Here is a 20,154-nt window from a genome sequence, read left to right as displayed (position 1 = left end):
AATCAAATTCCAATCCCGAAGTTTCGGATAAATTCCAAATTCTAATTTGAAAAATAAAATTGGCTTGAAAATTGAATAAGTGGTAATTAAAGAAAAAAACAGGCATTAGAAATAAATTACTTTGCCAATTTCTTTTTAAATTCGAATAATCTCTAATTGAATTGAAAATGCAGGATTTAAAAGTTATAAATGAAGAAGATAAAATGAGGAAACTCCTTTTAGGTTTGCTTTTGGATGGAATTGGTATGATTTCTTTCAGCATTCCTTTAATTGGTGAGTTTTCAGATGTGATTTGGGCGCCAATTGCCGCATTTATCATGACCAGAATGTATAAAGGAAGAGTAGGAAAAGTGGCGAGTATTTTGACTTTTGTCGAAGAGATAGTTCCGTTTACAGATGTGATTCCCTCTTTTACACTTATGTGGATTTATACTTACTATTTTCAGAAAAGCAGTAAGGAAATTTAGTTTTTGAAAAGAAATCCGAGTCCCATATTTTTGAGCATTTTCTTTTCGAAGTTCCAAAAGAAACGAAATTGACCAAAAATGGTTCCAATAGCAACTAATAGAACCTGATAAATAGGGAAGATAATTAACAAACGAATTAAAGTAAACCAACCACCAAAATCTTCTTTGGTGATGCCTAGCCAAACACAAAAAGGTTTAGACAACCACGCAGATGCCGATCCTGTGATGGCAAAAACGATTAGTATAATTATGGCTTGTACATTTGAGGTAATACCCCAACGTTTCTTTAATTTATCCATGCTTTATTTAAAACGATTACAAATATAGCAACATTATCTGGATGGAACATACCCCCAAAGCTTTTGTTTGTAAGTATTTTGAAAATAAATCATATAGTTGTAAATCAAGTAATTTACTTCGTAACCATAATGAATGTCAGGTCTATAATCAATTGACATTTCGTATAAATTTGGATCGAAACGTTGTGGTTGCAGCACACGATTATTCCATTCGGTTACGTACAAATAATTTTTTTGCTCAAGATAAGACAAAGCATGATAATTTCTTGGATATGCCCGCGAAGCCAGCCAGGTATTAAAACCGACATCTATAATAATAACTTCGTATTCTAAAGAATCATTTGCAATTCGAACAGTATCATTCACTCCCGAATTTGATTTAGGAGAAGTTGAAACAACTGCATTACTTTTCGAAGCCGTAGAACATGCGACGATAGTAAAAATTAAGATCAATATGTAAATTATCTTTTTCATGATCTACTTTTGAACCTTAAATTTACGAATAAATTTTGGAAAAGGCCCTAAGGTTCTGAGATACTAAGTTGTTAAGGTTTTTTTAAAACACAAAAAAAGCTGTTAGAAACAGCTTTTTATATTTATAAAGTTGAGAAAATTCAGAATCTTAGTACCTTCTTTCTTATTTACTTCCAAAGATTTTCCCAATAAAACCAGCTATACCACCTTTAGTTTTAGCAACTACCATAACATCAGCTACATCCAGTTTTCCATCGGCGTTTTGATCTAAACCAAATTGAGTTCCGTATTTAGAAATAGTATCCATTATGTTAGAAGCTTGTCCGCTATTTCCGGAAATCGAACTTATAATGTCTGAAATATTAAAGCTGCTATCATTTGGGTCTTTTGCTTTATTTACAAGTGAGTTAAGAATTTGTGGAATCATACTTGCTGCAACTCCTGAAGAAGCCTCGCTGCTTAATCCAAATTTTTCACCAAGCTTTCCACTCACTTGTTGTGTTAGTTGCTGCACAACCGGATTAGAACTGTCGATTGATGATGTTCCGTTAAATAAGCCTGCCAATTGTTCTGCACCGCCTTCTGAAGCAATTTTTTGCAAGCCTGCGAATATTGAATTACTAGTCTCACCAATTACGGCTTCATTATGCTCATTTGGGACAGCAGTGTTGTTTACAACAGCATCGCCTCCGTATTGTTGTACTAATTGTGTTAATTGTTCAAACATGATTTAAAGAATTTAGATTAGATTTAAACTCAAATTTAATCAAAAAAAGAAAGGGATTTATTAAACGATGTTAATAAATCCCTTCTAAATAATTTAATTATAATTAATTAACTCAACAAAGAAATAATTTGTGATGCTAATTCGGTACCAATTCTGTCTTGTGCTTCTCCAGTCGCAGCTCCAATATGAGGAGTCAACGAAATTTTAGTGTGCATTAAAATTGCCATTTCTGGTTTTGGTTCGCTTTCGAAAACGTCTAAACCTGCAAAAGCAACTTTTCCTGAGTCTAAAGCTTTTACTAAAGCAACTTCATCAATAACACCACCACGAGCGCAGTTTACGATTCCAACACCATCTTTCATGATTGCTAATTCTTTCTCACCAATGATGTAACCATCCTGAGCAGGAACGTGCAATGTAATGAAATCAGCTTCTTTAAATAAAGATTCTAATGATTGGGAAACGATTGTTGTAGTTATAGATTGTCCGTCAAAGAATTCTACTTTTACATCAACTTGCGGAATAAAACTATCTGCAGCGATAACTTTCATACCTAAACCAAGCGCCATTTTTGCAGTAGCTTGCCCGATACGACCGATACCAACGATACCAAGAGTTTTTCCTCTTAATTCAGTTCCGTTTGCGTAAGCTTTTTTCAAGCCATCAAAGTTTGAATCTCCTTCAAGAGGCATATTTCTGTTAGAATCGTGTAAAAAACGAACACCAGAAAACAAGTGACCGAATACCAACTCAGCAACAGATTCTGATGATGAAGCAGGTGTGTTAATTACGTGGATTCCTTTACTTTTAGCATAATCAACATCGATATTATCCATACCAACACCACCACGTCCAATAATTTTAAGACCAGGACAAGCGTCAATAATATCTTTACGAACTTTAGTCGCACTACGCACTAAAACTACGTCTACATTGTTTTCATTCACAAAATTAGCTACTTGTTCCTGAGCTACTTTTGTAGTTATAACTTCAAATCCACCTTTTTCTAAAGCCAGAATTCCACTTTTAGAAATTCCATCATTCGCTAATACTTTCATTGTGTATATTTTGTTTATTTGGTTTGTCGTTTAATTGTTTAATCGACGAACCAACTATTATAGTTTTTTCTTTTTTGATATTTTAAAGGAAGCATTTTTACGATTAAACAGTTAAACAAATTAACGATTAAACGTATAAAACGATTAAACTTTAGACTCCAAAGCTTTCATCACATCCACTAAAACCTGAACACTTTCGATAGGCATGGCGTTGTAAATAGAAGCTCTGTAACCACCAACAGAACGGTGTCCTGGCAATCCTGAAATTCCGGCTTCTTTCCATAAAGCATCAAAAGTAGCAGTATGGTCAGCGTTGTTTAACAAGAAAGTAACGTTCATTTTAGAACGATCTTCAACCGCTGCAGCACCTTTGAATAATGGGTTTCTGTCGATTTCAGTATAAAGTAAATCAGCTTTTGCGTTGTTTAATTTTTCAACAGCAGCAATTCCGCCTTTTTCTTTGATCCATTGTAATGTCAATAATGAAACGTAAACAGCAAAAACAGGTGGCGTATTGTACATACTCTCTGCTTTAATGTGTTTAGCGTAATCTAACATACTTGGAATTGTTCTTCCGCTTTTTTCTAAAATTTCCTCTTTAACGACTACCAAAGTAGTTCCTGCAGGACCCATATTTTTTTGAGCTCCGGCATAGATTAAGTCAAATTTTGAGAAATCTAATTCGCGTGAAAAGATATCAGAACTCATGTCACAAACAACAGGCACGTTAGTTGCCGGAAATTCTTTCATTTGAGTTCCAAATATGGTATTGTTACTTGTGCAGTGAAAATAATCTGCATCACTTGGTATTGTGTATCCTTTTGGAATATGGTTGTAATTTTCTTCTTTTGAAGAAGCTACAACAACAGTTTCTCCAAAATACTTAGCTTCTTTTATTGCAGCAGTCGCCCATGTACCTGAATCTAAATAAGCTGCTTTTCCGTTTTCTTTCATCAAGTTGTACGGAGCCATTAAGAATGCTGTACTTGCACCACCTTGTAAAAATAATGCCTGATATCCTTTTCCCTGAAGTCCTAATAACTCTAAAGCAAGGGAGCGAGCTTCATCCATAACAGCAACGAAATCTTTACTTCGGTGCGAAATTTCAAGGATTGATAATCCTGAATCATTAAAGTTTAAAACTGCTTTTGATGCTTTCTCAAAAACTTCCTGAGGTAAAATACTTGGACCTGCGCTGTAGTTGTGTTTTTTCATGGTTCTTGTTAATAGTCGAAAATTTTAAAGATGCAAATTTCGGCAATAGGAGCTGAAAAAGCGATAAATTATTCGAAATAATTAAACATATTTTTACTTTGTTGTTAACAAAAACGTTATAGTATCTACGTTATCTGCGTAATCCCACAATTGCGGATTTTGCGTTTGGCCGAATGGGATGCTATTTTTGATTAAATCGTTGCTAACGATGCATTGAATTTGTTCAGAATCAGCCTCAAGGCGAGTCTGTAAATCTTCGATATTTTCATAAAATTCATAAAAAACACTCGAAATAGGTGAGGCGTAGCTTGAATCTTCTTTTATAGTCAAAAATCCATTATCCAATAATTTGAAATTACTCATTAAAAATACGGCTTTGTTGTAGTCGTAATTATTAGCATACTTTTCATAATGAATAACATCCTGAAATTTGAAAATAGCTTCAAAAAAAGCATCAAAAGAATAACCCTTTGGAACAAAAATCTTGGAAACATTACGGCATCCTAATCCGAAATAACGGAAAATATCCTCGCCTAAAGCTTCTAATTCTTCTTTAGATTCTTTTCCGTTTAAAACAGCTGCCGAATTTCTGTTTTTTCGAATGATCGACGGTTTATCTTTAAAGTAATATTCAAAATAGCGTGCTGTATTATTGCTTCCGGTGGCGATAACGGTGTCAAAATTCTCCAGTTTGCCTTCCACGAAAGTGATTTTATCTTTTAAATTTTCATCAACAGCGATAAGATATTTAGCTAAAAAAGGCAATAAATGCTGATCATTTGATGATGTTTTAATTAAAGCTTTGTTTCCTGTTATTAAAACCGATAAAAAATCATGAAAACCTACTAACGGAATATTTCCGGCTAAAATTAAAGCAACATTTTTTTCGTTTTCATTGTTTTTAGAAAACTCGGTCTGGTAATTTGAAAGCCATTTATCAAGATTTTCTTCGGTCAAGGCCTCTGCCCAGGAATGTATTGCAAAATACACTTGTTCAGGTGTGTACCATCCATTATGAGATTGCGATAAATAGATCAGCTTTTCGAAATCATCAAAAAATAAATCGTTATGCAGAACATTCGATTTTCGAATTGTATCGTTTTCGGAAAATTGTTTCAGAAATTTTCCTAATTCAACAAAAACACTTTTTTTTGTTTCTAATGTCATAATGTTTGTTTATGAATAGTTTTGATTGTAATTTTGCACAAAAATAAGCTATATTAAGTTATAAGACAAAGCAGAATAAAATCTTCGCATTATTATTTCTGAACTTGTAACTTTTAACTCGTAACTAAGAAAAAAATGGCAATAATTATAACAGACGAATGCATCAATTGTGGGGCTTGTGAACCAGAGTGCCCAAATACAGCAATTTATGAAGGTGCTGATGATTGGAGATACAAAGATGGAACTAGTCTTAAAGGAAAAGTGATTTTACCTGACGGAACTGAAGTGGATGCAGAAGATGCTCAAACTCCAATTTCTGACGAAGTGTATTACATTGTACCTGGAAAATGTACAGAGTGTAAGGGTTTCCATGACGAACCTCAATGTGCTGCAGTATGTCCTGTGGATTGTTGTGTGCCAGATGATAATCACGTAGAAGATGAAGAAACCTTGTTGAATAGACAAGCGTTTTTACATGGTGAATAAACGTAAAGCGTTTATTAGGAATAATGCCAAAACTATCGCTTTCCTTCTTGTCTATATTGTGTTTATTTATTTGAAGGTTACTAATCTTGATAATTATTATTTTTATGATGGAAAAGTAACTGGATTATATAAAGTAGTTAAAAGTCACTCTACAGGTGCTCGCGGTTCAGTATTAATTGGACGAGAAATTCCTGAAATTGAATATTACAAAAATAATGATACAATAAAATGTGATCAAGGAGATTTAAGATTAGTAAGTAATTTTGAAGTAAACGAAAAAATAAAAGTTTTAGAAGATAAGGATAACAATTACGAAACGAAAATTTATAGCCTATTTTATTATTGGATTGACTTTAATGAATTAATACTGTTCTTGTTTGCTTTCCTGTTTATTTTAGGGTTTATTAAAAATTTTATATAACAAAATCCTGAGTTTAGTTACTCAGGATTTTTTTTATTTATTAATATAAGTTTTTTTTGATTTTTTTGAGGTAGTTTACTGTTACTTAATTATTTATTTTGTTAATTTGATGATAATATTTTAAGAATTGCCTATGAGAGGATTACTACTATTATTAATTATTTTCGTTAACACTACTGCTTTTGCTCAAAAAGCGGAATATTCTATTGTCATAAAAGATATTGAAACACAATTACCGATAGAAAATGCAATAGTGTTTATCATGAAAACGAAACAGACATTAATAAGTAATCAGGAAGGAAAGGTAACTTTTGAATTGAACGGCGCCTCTAGTCTTCAGGTTTCGGAGACCAACTATGAAACAGTGACACTTCGTTGGGGGCCCTTAAAACCAGATCTGTTTGTAGTTTATCTTAAAAATAACAACAATAAACTAGAGGAAATTGTTGTTTCAAAAGAAAAACCGGAAAAAAATCTTCAAAAAATTGTTTCGAATTCTAGGCAGAAATTAGCCAGTGCTTATCGGTTAAAAGTATATGTAAGAGAGTTTTTTATGTTAGATAATAAATACTCTTATTATAATGACGGATTGGTAAATTTTCAATTTGAAGGAAGCCAAAAAAAGGCAACTACAACCTTATTAGTAGAACAAAATAGGTCTTACGGATTGTTAGAAACAGATGTTTCCGCCGATTTAATGGGATATAATTTGAATAATATCATGGAGAATTATGCAAATTTAAAATATTTTGATCCTCTTCTTGATTCAAAAACAAAAAAAGAATACGAGTTCACAACAACAGGGCATCCAAATAATAAAGAGTATTATATAATGTCTGTAACACCTTTGGATAAATCTAAAAAAGCGCTGGATACGTTTGAGATTATTTATGATCCTGTTAAAAAGTTAATTGTAGAGTTTAGTATTCTTATTGCACCCGGAAATCTTGCCCAAATTGAAGAACAAACAAAAGCGGGTTCTAAGAATGTTACCCGATCACAAGTTAAGGTAACGTACAGAATTGATGGTGAAGATTATTATTTATTAAGTGCAAATGAAGAAATTGCATATGATCTGATTTTAAAAGATCAGGCCAAAAAAAATATTCAGGTTCGTAATAATTTTATCACAACCAATTTCAACAGACAAAACTTTACTTATAAAGAAAGTGATGTTTTTAAAGAGAAAACTCTTTTTAATAAACAGAATAAAATTCTAACCAAGTACTGGGATATATCCGGATTTACTGCTACTGAGGAAGAAAAGGGAATTATATCTTCATTAGAATTTAAGCTGTAAATTTTTAAAGAAAACAATAAAAAAAATCCTGAGTGTGAACTCAGGATTTTTTGTTTTATAGTTTTTTTGAAACGCATAGAAGATAGACTAGACTAGCGATCTAAAGAACGCATTTTACTTTTAAATCATAGAATAGAACTATGCGAAAATAAGTTCTTACCTATACTAATTCGATGAAAGAGAGAAGATCTACGTTTCTATGTGTTTTGAAATTTTGATTAGAAATTAAATCCAAGTCTGGCATAGTAATAAGCGCCGCTGAAACCCATTTGAACGGCATCCCAGTAACCTCCGGCTTCTGTATTACCTTGTTCATCTTGTTTCGTTGGATATACGTTGAATAAGTTATTGCTACCAATACTCAATTTTAGATTTTTGTTAATTCTGTAACCTAATGTTAAATCAGTTACCAATCTTGGGTTGTAAACATCATCCTCATCAGCATAATCAACCAAAACTACTTTGCTGAAACGAGTAAAAGCTAATCCTCCATCAAATTTGTTTTTCGAGTAAGTCAGGTTTAATCCAAATTTGCTGTCAGGAGCAGAAGCTAATAAGAATGCTTTTTCACGTTTTCCAAAGAAAGTATCTGCATCTAAATTGCCATTTTTAACTTCATCGATTTTCATATCATTGATGTTTCCAACTAAAGTTGCTCCAATATTTCCAAAATCATATGTTTTTTTCCACGAGAAAACTAAATCTAAACCATGTGTATTAGTATCAACACCATTGGCAAAAAATTGAGCTTCAGAAACACCAAGATTTAAACTGCTCGCATCAAAATATCCTGTAAGAACGATACGATCTTTTACTTTAATGTAATAGCCATCAACAGTTGCTGTGAAATCTCCAAAAGTACCAGTTAAACCCAAAGAAGCATTTACTGCTTTTTCTTCGTTTAATTTTTCAATTCCAAAAGCTCTTGTTACAGGACTGTCGTTTGGAGCTAAAAGCACTTCAGTTGCACCACTTGCATTAAAGTTGGTGAAGCGTAAATTATAATAAATTTGAGCTAATGAAGGTGCACGGAAGCCAGTACTGATAGATCCTCTAGCGTTGATTTGGTCACTAAGTTTAACTCTTGAAGCTAATTTTCCGTTTAAAGTACTTCCAAAATCGCTGTAGTTTTCAAAACGAACAGCTCCACTTACCATAAAACCTTCAGTAACATCTAACTCTGCGTCCGTATATAAAGAGAAGTTATTACGGCTTTTGTTTACCTCATTTGCAGGGCTGTATCCAGGGAAACCCTGAGAGCTTCCAGGTCTTGGCTCTCCAGAAATAGGATCAATTGGGGCACTTTGAGTTGTTGGGTCTGTAATTGGCTGCCCGTTAGTGTCGTAAGTAGTGTAGGAACCTTCTTCACCTGCAAATATTTTGAATTGCTCTACTCTAAATTCTGTTCCAAAAGCGATATTAAAACCGCTCATCACATCAGTATAGTTTTTTGAAACGTCAAAATTGGTTGTGTTTTGCAATAAACTATGTCCTCCTGCATCAAATTCTGTTGGAGAATTTTCTTCAAGAGACGCATTTAAAGTTCCTTTAATATCGTATTGAAATTTATTTTGCCCTAAAGTATTGCTAAAATCTAATTTCCATCCGCCAGAAGTTTCTGTTCTAATTCCGGCTGCAATCGAATTGTCATTTATTTTTGAGGTAATTCTTGGCGTATAACCACCTGGGTAAATTTCTTCTACAACCCTCTCTCCGTCATTTCTTGTAAAGGCGTAGGCGTCGGTATTTCTAAAGTTACTGCCGCCAAAAGCATAAAATTCTGTTTTATCAGAAATCGGAATAGCTATATTAGCAAATAAGTTCACACCTTGAATTTCAGCATCACCAAAACCTTTTCTAAAATCATAGCTAGGTCTTAAAGTTTTGTTTTTGTTTAAAAATTCACCGGTAACGTTTACATAACCGCCTTTACTTCCAATTGATGTACCGTAATTGGCTGCTATTTTTACAGACCCTCCGTCAAAATCCTGGTCTTTTCCATAAGAATTTCCGTTACCATCCTGATCTAATCTAAATCCTTTTGTATTTGGAGTGCCCGGTAAAAAATCGCCTTTTGCATTGGTATTGAAAACGCCATAAGTTATAGAACCTGTAAGTTCATTTACGTTGTCATTAGTTACAATATTAATAACCCCTGCAATAGCATCAGAACCGTATTGTGCGGCAGCACCATCTCTCAAAATTTCAATTCTTTTAATAGAAGCCGCTGGAATCGCATTCAAATCGGTTCCTGTATTTCCACGTCCACGTGTTCCAAATAAATTGATTAAAGAAGATTGGTGTCTTCTTTTTCCGTTGATCAAAACTAAAGTTTGATCAGGTCCCATACCTCTTAATGAAGCAGGGTCAACGTGATCGGCTCCATCAGAACCAGATTGTTTGTTGGCATTAAACGATGGCGCGACATATTGTAAAAGCTCGTTGATTTCTAACTTTCCACTTTGTGTTGTAACATCTTTTACATTTATAACATCAATTGGAACAGCAGAATTTACAACAGTTCTTTTAGTATTTCTCGAACCCACAACGACAACATCATTTAAAACCTGTCCGCCGCTTTCATCTAGAGTAACTTCAATTTTACCTTCTGTAGTTGATTTTTCAATGGTTGAATAACCAACATAAGTAAAAATTAAAGTTGCACCTTCTTTTACTTTTATAGTAAAACCACCTTCATAATCAGTAGAAACTCCATTTGTTGTTCCTTTTTCAACAATATTAACCCCTGGTAATGGTGTGCCAGTTTTGTCTTTAACGATTCCCGTAACTTCTTTTTGAGCAAAAAGAAATGCCGTATTTAATAGAAATAATAATAATACAATCTTTTTCATGGTTTGGTTAAGTTTGGTTTACTGTTTTGTTTGTTATTTGCTAAAAGTAATGTTTTTTAACAAAAACTTAATAAAAAGTTTATTTTTTTTTAAGACGATATTTTAAAATACATTAATCGTCATTTTTACTTCACTTACGAGCTATTAAATCTTATATTTGCAAAATTTTAAAGCCAAAAAATATCATTTTGGCAGAAACAAAAAATGAGATACAAAATATAAATCAGTAAAATTGACTCTTTTATAGTTTAAAGAAGAGTACTATTGCTGTAACCCTGAAAACTTCAGGATCAAAAAAAAATAAACAAAAACAACATATGAAAGCAGGAATTGTAGGATTACCAAATGTTGGAAAATCAACATTATTTAATTGTTTATCTAATGCAAAAGCGCAAAGTGCCAACTTTCCGTTTTGTACAATCGAACCTAATATTGGTGTTGTAAACGTTCCGGATCCAAGAATCAACAAATTAGAAGAATTGGTAAAACCAGAACGTGTACAAATGGCAACAGTTGATATCGTAGATATCGCAGGTTTGGTAAAAGGGGCTAGTAAAGGTGAAGGTCTTGGAAACCAGTTTTTAGGAAACATTAGAGAGTGTAATGCTATCATTCACGTTTTGCGTTGTTTTGATAATGACAATATCGTTCACGTTGACGGAAATGTAAATCCAATTCGTGATAAAGAAACAATTGATATCGAATTACAGCTAAAAGATTTAGAAACGGTTGAAAAACGTTTAGAGAAAGTAAATCGTGCTGCTAAAACCGGAAATAAAGAAGCGCAAACTGAAAAAGCACTTTTAGACAGAATCAGAGAGGCATTATTACAGGCTAAATCGGCTCGTACTATTACTCCTCAAGGAAATGACGAAGAAGTTTTAATGGAATCTTTCCAGTTAATTACTGCTAAGCCAGTATTATACGTTTGTAATGTTGATGAAAATTCAGCAGTAAACGGAAACAAATATGTAGATCAGGTTCGTGAATTAGTAAAAGACGAAGAGGCTGAAGTTATCATTCTTTCAGTAGGAGCAGAAGCTGATATTACAGAGTTAGAAAGCTACGAGGAGCGTCAGGTTTTTCTTGAAGATATGGGATTAACTGAGCCAGGAGCATCAGTATTAATTCGTGCAGCTTATAAATTATTGAAACAACAAACTTATTTTACGGCAGGAGTAAAAGAAGTTCGTGCCTGGACAATTAATATTGGAGCTACAGCGCCACAGGCTGCCGGAGTTATCCATACTGATTTTGAAAAAGGTTTCATCCGTGCAGAAGTTATCTCATACGAAGATTACGTTCAATACGGCTCTGAAGCAAAAGCAAAAGAAGCAGGAAAATTCAAAGTGGAAGGAAAAGAATATATTGTTAAGGATGGAGATGTAATGCACTTCCGTTTTAACGTGTAATTTTTTTAGAACATAGAATAGAGAATAAAGAGAATAGATTTGAACTGCTGGAGAAATTCAGCAGTTTTTTTATGTTTAAAATAATCTGCTAAATCTGCAGAAACTGCGAGAGAAAATAAAATAAAAAAATCCGTCTAAATCCGCGTTTTCGGTTTAGTGAATCCATCTCATCCGCGTGCCATTTCCAAACTTTACTCTCCAATATTTTTCGTGAATTAATTTTTGGCTCAAAAATTGGTTACCACAAAATAACCTAATTCATTAATCTAAAAACAATCAACCAAATGCTAAAAAAATCTTTTAAATTTCTCGGCTGGATAATCCTCGGAATTATTACTTTTCTCGTTTTATATTTAATCTCGATGTATCTGATTTCGAAAATTACGGTCAATGCAGATATTGCAAAAGTTGAAGAAAAAGACGCAATTCCTATTTACATTCTTTCCAACGGAGTTCATACGGATATTGTAGTTCCGGTTGCAAATGAAATTAAAGATTGGCGAAAAGAAATACAATTCAGCCAGACACAGTCTAAAGATTCATTAGCAAACCTAGTAGCTTTTGGCTGGGGCGATAAAGGTTTTTATTTACATACACCGGAATGGTCCGATTTAAAAGCGAGTACGGCTTTAAAAGCAATCTTTGGAGTGAGTTCTTCGGCTATGCATACTTCATTTTATAAAGGTCTTGCCGAAAATGAAAATTGCAAACGCATTTATATTTCAAAAGAAAATTATCAAAAATTAGTCTCCTACATTTCTGAAAGTTTCAATAATCCAACAAATCCAGAATGGATTCAAGGTTACAGCTATGGTAAAAAAGATGCTTTTTATGAAGCAAAAGGAAGTTACAGCCTTTTTTATACTTGCAATACCTGGGCAAATAGCGCTTTGAAAGCCGCCAATCAAAAAGCAAGTTTATGGACGGTTTATGATAGAGGAATTTTTTGTCATTATCAATAAGAACGATTATGAAAAAGATGATTTTAGTTGTGATTTTAATGGTGCTATCAAGTTCATGTAAAAAAGCAGAAGCAGCAGCCGAACCTTATGGAAGTTTTTCATTTTATTTTGAGAGCCCTCAGCCTATTAATGATTCAGAATTAAATAGTTTTCCTTCTAAATTTAAAGGATTATATATGACCTCAGATTCTACTTTTTTAAGAATTGAAGATTCCAGAATTGTAAGGGAGTATTTTTATAAATTTAAGGTTCACAGAAAAGAAATGGATTCCTTAAAATCTGAATATGATCTTGTTGATGGAAAATTAATTACCAGGGACACTAAAGATAAATTTGATATAAAAGTAGTTGGTGATTCTATAGAATTGTCTCAAAAAAATACGGATGTATTATATAGATTATCATATAATCAAAAGGTAAAACGTGTCGATGGAAACTTGGTTTTAAGTACAAGGGATTCTATTTTTTGGGAGGCTGAAATAGTTTCATTAGAACACAATGTACTTAGATTTAAGAGTATTTATCAACCAGAAGACTTATCGAAATTAGACTCCGTTACCGCCATAAAAGGGAAAATGTTAGATTCACTTTCCTATTTGATGAAGCCAACAAGAAAAGAATTCAAGACTATTTTAAAAATTAAAAATTTGGGTGTAGATCGCGAATATACCAAAGTTTCAAAATAACATTATTTTAAAAAAAACAATATGGTAAAAATATAAGATTTCCTCAAAAAGCCACAATTCAAAATTTTTGAGTAAATCTTAAATTTGAGAGAATATCAAAAAGACAGCAAATGAACATTAAAAACATATTCGCAAAAACATGGTTTCTTCTAAAAAATACTTTTTTAGAGTTTAACGATGATAATGCTATTAAGCTAAGTGCGGCATTGGCTTATTATACCATATTTGCATTACCGCCTTTATTAATTATTATCATCACGATTTGTGGTTTCTTTTTTGGAGAAGAAGCTGTAACAGGAGAATTGTACGGACAAATTAATGGTTTGGTAGGTAACGGCGCGGCGAGTCAGATTCAGGAAGCGATAAAAAACGTGCAATTATCGGGCGATAATGTTTTTGCAACCGTATTTGGAATTGTGATGTTATTAATAGGAGCGTCTGGAGTTTTTGCAGAAATACAAAGCTCTATAAATTATATTTGGGGATTACGAGCAAAACCAGATAAGGGAATTAAGAAATTTATTCAAAACCGTTTAATGTCATTCTCGATGATTGCTTCGGTTGGATTTTTAATGTTGGTCAGCCTTTTTATAAGTACAACTTTAGATTTACTTAGTTCGCGTTTAAAAGTATATTTTCCGGAGAGTACCGTTTATTTATTTTATGTGGTTAATATAGTTATTGTGCTAGCGAGTATTACAACTCTCTTTGCGATTATTTTTAGAACATTGCCTGATGGAAAAATAAGATGGAAGGATGCTTTTATAGGATCAGGAGTTACAGCTATACTTTTTATGATTGGTAAGTTTGCCATCGGATTTTATTTAGGGAGTTCCACGGTTGCCTCGGTTTATGGTGCAGCGGGATCTGTAATTATTATTTTGGTTTGGGTCTATTATTCGGCAATAATTCTGTATTTTGGAGCAGAATTTACGAAAGTTTACGCAAAATCTTACGGAGGGAAAATCTATCCAAATGAGTATTCCGTAGAAATTGCTAAAGAGATTTATGAAATCGACAAACCAAAAAAAGAACCAATAGAAGAAACATTACAAAAAGAGAAACCATGAAAATAGTAGCCTTTGGAGGAAGTAACAGTACGCAGTCAATTAATAAACATTTAGCCACTTATGCGGCGAGTTTATTCGAAAATGCCGAAGTTGAAGTTTTAGATTTAAACAATTTTGCAATGCCATTATTTAGCGTTGATCTTGAAAAAGAAGTTGGGCAGCATGATCTTGCAAAAGCATTTCTGGCTAAACTGGGAAGTGCAGATATTTTAGTAGTTTCTCTGGCAGAGAATAACAATAACTATTCAGCAGCATTTAAAAATCTATTTGATTGGTGCTCCCGAATTGCTAAAGAAGTTTTTCAGCAAAAGCCAATGTTGTTATTAGCGACGTCACCTGGCGCAAGAGGAGGTGCTTCCGTTTTAGAAATCGGGCGCAATGCTTTACCAAGATATGGCGCAGATATAAAAGCGACTTTTTCATTGCCTGCTTTTAATGCCAATTTTGATTTAGACCAAAATAAAATCACAAATGCTGAGTTAGATAAAGAACTCAGAAACCTTATTAAAGAATGTTTCTAATTCCATGAAAATAAAAAAGATTTTTTTTCTGTTCCTTTTTTTGAATTTATTTTTTCTCCAGTATTCTCATGCGCAAAAATATAGCGCTGTGGATAAGGCTGTTTTGAAATATCCAAAAAGTTTTGATACCACAGAAGATCTAGCGCAAAGAATCGATAAAGATTTTAATTCAGATTATGACAAAGCGAGGGCTATTTACAGTTGGATAGCCTTCAATATTAAATATGATTTTAACGCTTATCTTAATCCTCCAAGAACGCAAAGTTTTTCTTATCGTAATGAGGCTGAAAAGCAGCGAAAACTGCAAGAATTGAATGATAATATGCTTCAAAAAACATTCAGGTCTCGAAAAGCTGTTTGCGAGGGATTCACACTTTTGTACCAGCATTTGGCAGCGTTAGTCGGAATAAAAGCGGAAATTATTCGTGGCGATTCCAAAATCAGACTGGCAGACATTGGTCGAAAAAACACCACATCAAATCATGCCTGGAATACCGTTTTAATTGATGGGAAATGGCGTTTGGTTGACGTTACCTGGGGGCAGGGCTATTATGATAATTCTAAAGGCAGAATGGTAAAAGATTTTGAACCTGCCTATTTCGATACGGAACCCGATTACTTTTTTGCAAAACATTTCCCGGATTCAGGCTCCTATTTAGGTCATAGATTAAGTAAAGATGATTTTCTAGATGGACCTTTAATTTATAATAAAACAATAGCCGGAGATAATAAAATTATTGCTCCCGAATCTGGAATTATTGAAGTTAATAAAGGTCAAAAAATAACATTTCAGATAAAAAATATTTCAAAATCTAGTCAGTTTTTTTATTTAAACAAAAGAAATCAGGCTGTTAGAGTTGTAAATGCAAAAGAAAAAAGAGGAGGTTTGGAATTTCAAATTACGTTTGACAATACGATAGGAGATTATATCACATTTTTCCTGGATACCAATAGTATTGCATCTTTTAAAATAGTTTCAAAATAAGTACAGAAGGATCTTTGTTATGACAATTTTATTCTTTTCTCAAATTGCCGTATCTTAGCAGTTAAGGAATTTGAAAAAGAACTTGTCTTATGGAAACTACTTTTTTGAAATCAATCTTAGATAATGATTTCTATAAATTTACGATGCAGCACGCCGTAATAAGGCTTTTTCCAAAAGCAAAAGTACGTTATGGTTTTATTAATCGCGGTAAACATATTTTTCCGGCGGGTTTTGCAGATTTGCTCCGAAAGTCGGTTGACGCAATGGCTGATCTCCGATTGACAAAAGACGAGAAAAATTATTTGTCACATCATTGCCCTTATCTTGATCCCACTTATTTAGATTTTCTGCAAGGATATAGTTATGATCCGACTGAAGTTCATATTTCTCAGGAAGGTTCTGATATAAAAGTTACTGTTGAAGGTTTTTGGTATCGTACTGTTTTATGGGAGGTACCCTTAATGTCTTTAATCTCTGAAATTTTTTATAAATCAAATCATTTAATTCGTTTGAATGATGAAGCTGTCAAAGAGCTGACAAAAAATAAAATTGACAATTATAATAAACTTGGAGTGTCAATATTAGAATTCGGCACAAGACGTCGTCATTCTTACGATGTGCATGTTTTAGTCAACGAAACATTAAACGCTTACGGTTCTCAAAGTTTTATTGGCACAAGCAATGTGCATTTTGCCATGGTCAATAATAAAAGACCTTTAGGTACTCACGCACACGAATGGTTTATGTTTCATGCCGCACAATATGGCTTTAAAATGGCGAATTTGATGAGCCTGGAACATTGGACACAAGTGTATGGCGGTGATCTCGGAATCGCACTTACAGACACCTATACAACAGATATCTTTTTTAATCAGTTTGATAAAAAATATTCCAAACTTTTTGACGGTGTGCGACATGATAGTGGAGACCCGATTGAGTTTGCTCAAAAAGTGATCATGCACTATACAAAAATGGGAATTGATCCGAAATCTAAAATTATTGTTTTTTCTGATTCGCTCAATTTTGAGAAAGTAAAAACGATAACTGATTTTTGTAGGGACAAAATTAAAATGTCCTTTGGCATTGGGACCAATTTTACGAATGATGTCGGACTTCCTTCCATGAATATGGTTATTAAATTAACCGATACAAAACCTGATAATACACATTGGCAAGGCGTTGTAAAACTCTCTGATGAAAAAAATAAAAATACGGGAACTCCCGAAATGATTGCTTTAGCAAAAGAAGTACTGGGAATCAAGTAGTAATTTTTTGATTTAGAACTGATTTTTTCTACTTTTAAAGCTTGTTTTTTTTTAAAATCAATTTAAATAGAATTCAAAGCTGTTATTATTCATAACAAAAAAAAAATACGCTTTTATTTTTTGCGTAGAAATGGTACATTAGCCAAAAATCCAATTCATTTATGCTAGAGCAAAATCAATATAACGAAGATAATATCCGATCACTCGATTGGAAGGAACATATTCGTATGCGTCCCGGAATGTATATCGGGAAATTGGGAGATGGATCTTCACCGGATGACGGTATTTATATTCTTTTAAAAGAGGTTTTAGATAACTGTATCGATGAGTTCGTAATGGGCTCAGGAAAAACTATTGAAGTGACTATCAAAGACAAAACGGTTTCGGTTCGTGATTACGGACGTGGAATTCCGTTAGGAAAAGTAGTCGATGTAGTTTCGAAAATGAACACCGGTGGAAAGTACGATTCTAAAGCTTTCCAGAAATCAGTTGGTTTGAACGGTGTCGGAACAAAAGCCGTAAATGCTTTATCTAATTATTTTCGCGTAGAATCGGTTCGTGATGATAAACAAAAAGCAGCCGAATTTTCAGGTGGAAATTTGGTTTTAGAAGAAGATGTAGTTGATACAACAAAACGTAAAGGAACGAAAGTAACTTTTACGCCAGACGAAACGATCTTCAAAAACTATAAATTCCGTATGGAATATGTAATTAAAATGGTCAAAAACTATTGTTACCTAAACAATGGTTTGACGATTATTTTTAATGGAGAAAAATATATTTCTGAAAATGGTCTTCGTGATTTATTAGAAGAAACAATCAGCGAAGAAGATTTAGAATATCCAATAATTCACTTGAAAGACCATGATATTGAAATCGCTTTAACGCACAGTAAAACACAATACAGCGAAGAGTATCACTCGTTTGTAAATGGTCAGAATACCACACAAGGAGGAACGCACTTAGCAGCCTACAGAGAAGCACTTGTAAAAACCATCCGAGAGTTTTATAATAAAAACTTTGAAGCCTCAGACGTTCGTAAATCGATTGTAAGTGCGATCAGTATAAAAGTAATGGAACCTGTTTTTGAATCTCAGACCAAAACAAAATTGGGTTCTACAGATATGGGGTCTGATGATGGAACGCCTGCAGTTTCAGTTCGTACTTTTGTAAATGATTTTGTAAAGAACAAACTGGATAATTATTTACATAAAAATCCGCAGACTGCAGAAGCCTTATTGCGTAAAATTCTACAGGCCGAAAGAGAGCGTAAAGAGTTATCGGGAATTAGAAAACTGGCAACAGATCGTGCAAAAAAAGCCAATCTTCACAATAAAAAATTAAGAGATTGCCGAGCGCATCTTCCAGATACTAAGAATCCCAGAAATTTAGAAAGCACTCTTTTTATTACCGAAGGGGATTCGGCTTCCGGATCGATTACAAAGTCGCGTGACGTAAACACCCAAGCCGTGTTCAGTTTGCGTGGTAAGCCTTTGAATTCCTACGGAATGACGAAGAAAATCGTGTATGAAAATGAAGAATTCAATTTATTGCAAGCCGCTTTAGATATAGAAGATGGTTTAGAAAAATTAAGGTACAACAACATCGTAATCGCAACCGATGCCGATGTCGATGGTATGCACATTCGTTTGTTGTTAATTACTTTCTTTCTTCAGTTTTTCCCGGAATTAATCAAAGAAGGGCATTTGTATATTTTACAAACACCGCTTTTCAGGGTTCGAAATAAAAAAGAAACCATCTATTGTTATTCTGAAGAAGAAAGAAAAGACGCGATCGAAAAACTAAAACCAAAACCAGAAATTACCCGATTTAAAGGTTTGGGAGAAATTTCGCCAGATGAGTTCAAGAATTTCATTGGAGAAACGATTCGCCTTGACCCAATTATGATGGATAAAAACACTTCAATTGAGCAGTTATTGTCTTTTTATATGGGAAAAAATACGCCGGACAGGCAAGAGTTTATTATCAAGAATTTGAAGGTGGAGTTGGATGCCGTTGAAGATGTTGCTATTTAAAAAGTAATATTATAAAAAAAACCGCATCAAATGATTGCGGTTTTTGAGATTTTGAATTTTGTCAACAGTGTCGACGAAATTTATGCTTTTATAATTAGAAATTGAATAACTATATGAAGAGAATACTGTTTTTGATCATAATGTTAGGTTTAATTTCATGTAATAAGAATAAAGATTCTGAGGACAATGTTGAAGTTGACCAAATAATGGATTATTCTGATAATATTGATTTCGAGCTAGAACAAATTCAAAAGGTAGAAATACTTTCTTATCCAGACAGATTATCTTGGGATACACTGAGGCATAGAGAAGAAATTATTAGAAACAATAAAATTGATTTTGATACTTCAATGATTAATGAAAAAATAACATTATTGAAGAAACCAAAAATCAAAGAATTATTTGATTTAATAAAAAATCATTGTAAAATTGAAGGGGATGTTGCTCCTTACTCTACATGTATATGCCTAGAAATTTGATGCTTTTTTATAATAACAAAAATAAAATAATTGCTCATATTGAACTTTGTTTTACGTGTGGAACCTCAAGTAATTCTAATAACTTAAAAGAAAATTTGGATTATTGTAAAGATGATTTAAAAGTTTTTTTGAAAAAAGAAGGGATTAAATATTTTGTTGATACCGAAGAATTGGAGAAAAAAGAAATATTATTTTTAGATAGCTTAAAAGCAAAGAAGAAAATAGTTGACTAAATAATATAAAGTTATACATATAAATACTGAAATAATTCA

21 protein-coding genes are annotated in these 20,154 nt (G+C 33.1%); 14 read left to right on the top strand and 7 right to left on the bottom strand.

All coding sequences use genetic code 11. The annotated features are described in order from the left end of the window. Positions 1-167: 167 nt before the first annotated feature. Complete coding sequence (locus tag Q7C23_RS07950; protein ID WP_375032003.1) at positions 168-467, top strand: hypothetical protein; 300 nt, start codon at positions 168-170, stop codon at positions 465-467. Here Q7C23_RS07950 and Q7C23_RS07945 read toward each other — a convergent pair. The 6 genes from Q7C23_RS07945 to Q7C23_RS07920 form a co-directional block, all read right to left on the bottom strand. Continuing rightward, positions 464-766: a DUF6787 family protein gene (locus tag Q7C23_RS07945; protein ID WP_375032002.1), complete on the bottom strand. Its 303-nt coding sequence runs from the start codon at positions 764-766 to the stop codon at positions 464-466. The two genes, Q7C23_RS07950 and Q7C23_RS07945, sit on opposite strands and share 4 nt — an antisense overlap. Positions 767-799: 33 nt before the next feature. Further along, positions 800-1,240 (bottom strand): DUF6146 family protein, encoded by a 441-nt coding sequence (locus Q7C23_RS07940; protein ID WP_375032001.1) that lies wholly within the window; start codon positions 1,238-1,240, stop codon positions 800-802. Positions 1,241-1,403: 163 nt separating this feature from the next. Next, positions 1,404-1,967 carry a hypothetical protein gene (locus Q7C23_RS07935; protein ID WP_375032000.1) on the bottom strand — a complete coding sequence of 188 codons (564 nt, stop codon included), beginning with the start codon at positions 1,965-1,967 and terminating at the stop codon, positions 1,404-1,406. 107 nt (positions 1,968-2,074) lie between these two features. Continuing rightward, entirely contained in the window at positions 2,075-3,025 is a 951-nt protein-coding gene (locus tag Q7C23_RS07930; protein ID WP_074656980.1) for a D-2-hydroxyacid dehydrogenase, read from the bottom strand. A gap of 144 nt (positions 3,026-3,169) precedes the next feature. Continuing rightward, complete coding sequence (serC, locus tag Q7C23_RS07925; protein ID WP_375031999.1) at positions 3,170-4,240, bottom strand: 3-phosphoserine/phosphohydroxythreonine transaminase; 1,071 nt, start codon at positions 4,238-4,240, stop codon at positions 3,170-3,172. A gap of 93 nt (positions 4,241-4,333) precedes the next feature. Further along, positions 4,334-5,407, bottom strand: a complete 1,074-nt coding sequence (locus tag Q7C23_RS07920; protein ID WP_375031998.1) for an acyl-CoA reductase — start codon at positions 5,405-5,407, stop codon at positions 4,334-4,336. Between the two features lie 135 nt (positions 5,408-5,542). Here Q7C23_RS07920 and Q7C23_RS07915 point away from each other — a divergent pair, with 135 nt between their 5' ends. The 3 genes from Q7C23_RS07915 (at position 5,543) to Q7C23_RS07905 (ending at position 7,614) form a co-directional block, all read left to right on the top strand. After that, the gene (locus Q7C23_RS07915; RefSeq protein WP_173972650.1) at positions 5,543-5,893 is read left to right on the top strand and encodes a 4Fe-4S dicluster domain-containing protein; all 351 of its coding nucleotides are present in this window, start codon (positions 5,543-5,545) and stop codon (positions 5,891-5,893) included. Beyond that, positions 5,883-6,314, top strand: coding sequence for a hypothetical protein (locus Q7C23_RS07910; protein ID WP_375031997.1), 432 nt, complete (start codon positions 5,883-5,885; stop codon positions 6,312-6,314). Before Q7C23_RS07915 ends, Q7C23_RS07910 begins: the two co-directional genes overlap by 11 nt. Positions 6,315-6,447: 133 nt before the next feature. Beyond that, complete coding sequence (locus Q7C23_RS07905; protein WP_375031996.1) at positions 6,448-7,614, top strand: hypothetical protein; 1,167 nt, start codon at positions 6,448-6,450, stop codon at positions 7,612-7,614. A 218-nt stretch (positions 7,615-7,832) separates the two neighbouring features. Here the strand turns inward: Q7C23_RS07905 and Q7C23_RS07900 are convergent, their stop codons facing one another. Continuing rightward, positions 7,833-10,466, bottom strand: coding sequence for a TonB-dependent receptor domain-containing protein (locus tag Q7C23_RS07900; protein ID WP_375031995.1), 2,634 nt, complete (start codon positions 10,464-10,466; stop codon positions 7,833-7,835). Positions 10,467-10,783: 317 nt separating this feature from the next. On the opposite strand from Q7C23_RS07900, the gene ychF reads away from it, so the two are divergent. From ychF to Q7C23_RS07850, 10 genes are all read left to right on the top strand, one after another. Then, positions 10,784-11,878, top strand: a complete 1,095-nt coding sequence (gene ychF / locus Q7C23_RS07895) for a redox-regulated ATPase YchF (RefSeq protein ID WP_375031994.1) — start codon at positions 10,784-10,786, stop codon at positions 11,876-11,878. A 284-nt stretch (positions 11,879-12,162) separates the two neighbouring features. Further along, entirely contained in the window at positions 12,163-12,840 is a 678-nt protein-coding gene (locus tag Q7C23_RS07890; RefSeq protein ID WP_375031993.1) for a TIGR02117 family protein, read from the top strand. Between the two features lie 8 nt (positions 12,841-12,848). Further along, on the top strand, positions 12,849-13,526 hold the full coding sequence (locus tag Q7C23_RS07885; RefSeq protein WP_375031992.1) for a hypothetical protein: 678 nt from the start codon (positions 12,849-12,851) through the stop codon (positions 13,524-13,526). A 110-nt stretch (positions 13,527-13,636) separates the two neighbouring features. Next, complete coding sequence (locus Q7C23_RS07880) at positions 13,637-14,596, top strand: YihY/virulence factor BrkB family protein (RefSeq protein ID WP_375031991.1); 960 nt, start codon at positions 13,637-13,639, stop codon at positions 14,594-14,596. Further along, positions 14,593-15,117: an NADPH-dependent FMN reductase gene (locus tag Q7C23_RS07875; RefSeq protein WP_375031990.1), complete on the top strand. Its 525-nt coding sequence runs from the start codon at positions 14,593-14,595 to the stop codon at positions 15,115-15,117. The genes Q7C23_RS07880 and Q7C23_RS07875 overlap by 4 nt, the downstream gene beginning before the upstream one ends. Positions 15,118-15,205: 88 nt before the next feature. Continuing rightward, complete coding sequence (locus Q7C23_RS07870) at positions 15,206-16,102, top strand: transglutaminase domain-containing protein (protein ID WP_375031989.1); 897 nt, start codon at positions 15,206-15,208, stop codon at positions 16,100-16,102. A gap of 89 nt (positions 16,103-16,191) precedes the next feature. Beyond that, positions 16,192-17,367, top strand: a complete 1,176-nt coding sequence (gene pncB, locus Q7C23_RS07865) for a nicotinate phosphoribosyltransferase (protein ID WP_375031988.1) — start codon at positions 16,192-16,194, stop codon at positions 17,365-17,367. Positions 17,368-17,528: 161 nt separating this feature from the next. Then, on the top strand, positions 17,529-19,403 hold the full coding sequence (locus tag Q7C23_RS07860) for a DNA topoisomerase IV subunit B (RefSeq protein ID WP_375031987.1): 1,875 nt from the start codon (positions 17,529-17,531) through the stop codon (positions 19,401-19,403). Between the two features lie 113 nt (positions 19,404-19,516). Then, a complete protein-coding gene (locus Q7C23_RS07855; RefSeq protein WP_375031986.1) occupies positions 19,517-19,882 on the top strand; it encodes a hypothetical protein in 366 nt (121 codons plus the stop codon). Beyond that, a complete protein-coding gene (locus Q7C23_RS07850) occupies positions 19,867-20,115 on the top strand; it encodes a hypothetical protein (RefSeq protein ID WP_375031985.1) in 249 nt (82 codons plus the stop codon). Before Q7C23_RS07855 ends, Q7C23_RS07850 begins: the two co-directional genes overlap by 16 nt. Positions 20,116-20,154 lie beyond the last annotated feature (39 nt).

The organism is Flavobacterium sp. LAR06 (assembly GCF_041946075.1).
In the GTDB taxonomy this organism is placed as follows: Bacteria; Bacteroidota; Bacteroidia; order Flavobacteriales; family Flavobacteriaceae; genus Flavobacterium.
Note: the sequence above shows the minus strand (reverse complement) of the source record. Positions and strands in the feature narration are given on the sequence as shown.